At 43.9% G+C, this 2,189-nt stretch carries 3 protein-coding genes; all 3 read right to left on the minus strand.

Going from position 1 to position 2,189, the window contains the following annotated elements; translation table 11 throughout:
• Positions 1–1,363, minus strand: a 1,363-nt coding sequence (locus NWQ57_RS16085; protein ID WP_306023182.1) for an IS66 family transposase, incomplete at its 3' end; no start/stop codon positions are given.
• Between the two features lie 86 nt (positions 1,364–1,449).
• Complete coding sequence (gene tnpB, locus NWQ57_RS16090; protein ID WP_306023183.1) at positions 1,450–1,800, minus strand: IS66 family insertion sequence element accessory protein TnpB; 351 nt, start codon at positions 1,798–1,800, stop codon at positions 1,450–1,452.
• Positions 1,797–1,973 (minus strand): hypothetical protein, encoded by a 177-nt coding sequence (locus NWQ57_RS16095; protein WP_306023184.1) that lies wholly within the window; start codon positions 1,971–1,973, stop codon positions 1,797–1,799. Before NWQ57_RS16095 ends, tnpB begins: the two co-directional genes overlap by 4 nt.
• Between the last annotated feature and the right edge of the window lie 216 nt (positions 1,974–2,189).

A 2,189-nucleotide genomic window follows, 5' to 3' on the forward strand; every position in this document is an offset into this window, starting at 1 on the left:
TCTGGCTGAACAGCCATACTTTTCGGCCAATGACGAAGGGCTTAATAGCGCGTTCAGCGCGATTATTGTCAATGCTTAAGTGACCATCTAGGGTGTAGCGTTGTAGTTTTACCCATTGATTTAAACAATATTGTACGGCTTCACCTAGTTTGGTTTTGGGCAGCACCTCTTGTTCGGATTTGATGAGCCATGTTTCAAACTGTTTAAGCAGGGGTAGGCTTTTTTCTTGTCTTATTTTGAGTCGCTCATCCGTTGCTTTGTTTTTTATTTGGATTTCAATCCTGTACAGCTTTTGAATGTGATTCAATGCCCATTCTACTTTGCCGCTTTTGTGTTTGCCCATGGCCGTTTTAGCATCGGTAAACTTACGTCTTGCATGTGCCCAACAACCCACGAGTGTCGCTTGAGTTTTGTGATAGCCCGCATAGCCATCCACTTGCAGGTATCCCCTATACCCATCCAGATATTCCACCGCACATTGGCCTGCGCGGCTGGCATGATAGTCAAACAGCACGATAGAGGGAATGTCAGTACCGGTCAGTTTTCCTTCAGGCGAGTCTGCGCCTGTGGCATACAACCACATGTAGGATTTGGATTTATTATCGCCCACCACTTTAATCGTGGTTTCATCTGCATAAATTACGGTTTGTTTAAGTAAGTGTTGCCTTAGCCTGTCGTACAGTATTTGCAGGATGTCGGCGCTTCTCATCATCCAATCTGCTGTGGTCTTGCGACTCAGTTCAATGCCGTATTGTTTGAACATGGCTTCTTGGCGATAAAGGGGTAAGCCATATTGGTATTTACTGGTGATGATTTGGCTAAGTAAACTGGGGGTGGCATAGCCCTTAGGGATAACTGAGGGGGGAGCGGGAGCCTGTTTGACTTGGTTACAAGTACCATTTTGTTCGCAAGCCTTGCAGCTATACTTAGGGCGTACATGCTCAATCACTTTGACTTGTGCGGGAATAAACTCAAGCTTTTCAGATGTATCTTCGCCTATTTTGTGTAACTCACCTTGGCAGCCATCACAGATTTTATCTTCCTGTGCAATATCATGGACTATCACTTCACGCGGTAAGTGTTTAGGTAATGGTTTGCGCTTAGGTCTGTTACGAGTGTAGCTGATGTCTTGCTGTTCAGACTCATCTTGCGCGACTTCAACTATTTCTTCGGCTTCATTAAATAACTCACCCTGACCAGGATGGCCTTCACTACTCGCACCAAAACGTTGTTGTTGGGCAAGGCGGAATTGTTCTTCTAGGTACATTAAACGGGCGGCTTGCTTAGCGGTTAATTCACGCTCAGCTAGTAATTGGCGCTTTAGCTCTACAAGATCATCTGGCAAGGAATCGATATCAGTCATGCACTAATTTTAACCGCTAATAGACTGATTTAGTTGATTTTATTTAGACTAATTGGTGATCGTTAATTGCTGCTTATGATCTAACATTATAAGCCCAACGCACTGTAGCGAAGCGGGTTGTGACCAATGACATCAAAGCCACCTAGTAACCAATTAAGCTGTTGTTCGCTTAATTTCAGGTGTTTGAAGTCGTCTACTTTAGGCCATTTAAAGCGCTGTTTTTGCAATACCTTGTACCACATGGCAAAGCCGGTTTTATCCCAATAGACGACTTTAAGCTTGTCTTGTTTTTTGTTGCAGAAGATAAATATAGCATCACTAAAGGGCGATAGTTCAAGCTCATTTTCAATTATGACCAACAAGCCATTAATGGACTTTCTGAAATCCACAAAACCGCTGTGCAGATAGATGTCGTTAATCTCAACAAACATTCTCATGATGCTAAAGCCTTCATGACATCGGCTAACCATTTGGCTTCAACGACTTGACCAACATTCAGTGTCACACCACGATAGACAACTGTTAACGGAGGTGTCATTGGTACAGGTTGCGTCTTGGGCAGGCTGACTTTAATCAACTTACCAGTTTGCTGCGCTGCCCTTTTATTCATCTCGCATCTTCGTGCGTAAAAGCTTTGGAGGTGAATACAGTGCTTCACACAATATTCAGATGGGGTTAAACCGCTCGATTGCTGGGCAGTAAGAATGTGCTGCCACTGTGCTTTTGTTCGTCGTTGTCGGCGCATAATATCCTCGAGTCACTATCAAAGATATTATTGTGTGCTGCCTAGTTGATATTTATAAGACGGCCTTTGCTAGACGCTTAC

Source organism: Paraglaciecola sp. (genome assembly GCF_030730205.1).
Taxonomy (GTDB): Bacteria; Pseudomonadota; Gammaproteobacteria; order Enterobacterales; family Alteromonadaceae; genus Paraglaciecola.

Bases quoted from the DNA above. Each gene is read 5' to 3' on its own strand.
- NWQ57_RS16095 (WP_306023184.1), bottom strand. From the start codon at position 1,973: ATGAATAAAAGGGCAGCGCAGCAAACTGGTAAGTTGATTAAAGTCAGC.
- tnpB (WP_306023183.1), bottom strand. From the start codon at position 1,800: ATGAGAATGTTTGTTGAGATTAACGACATCTATCTGCACAGCGGTTTT.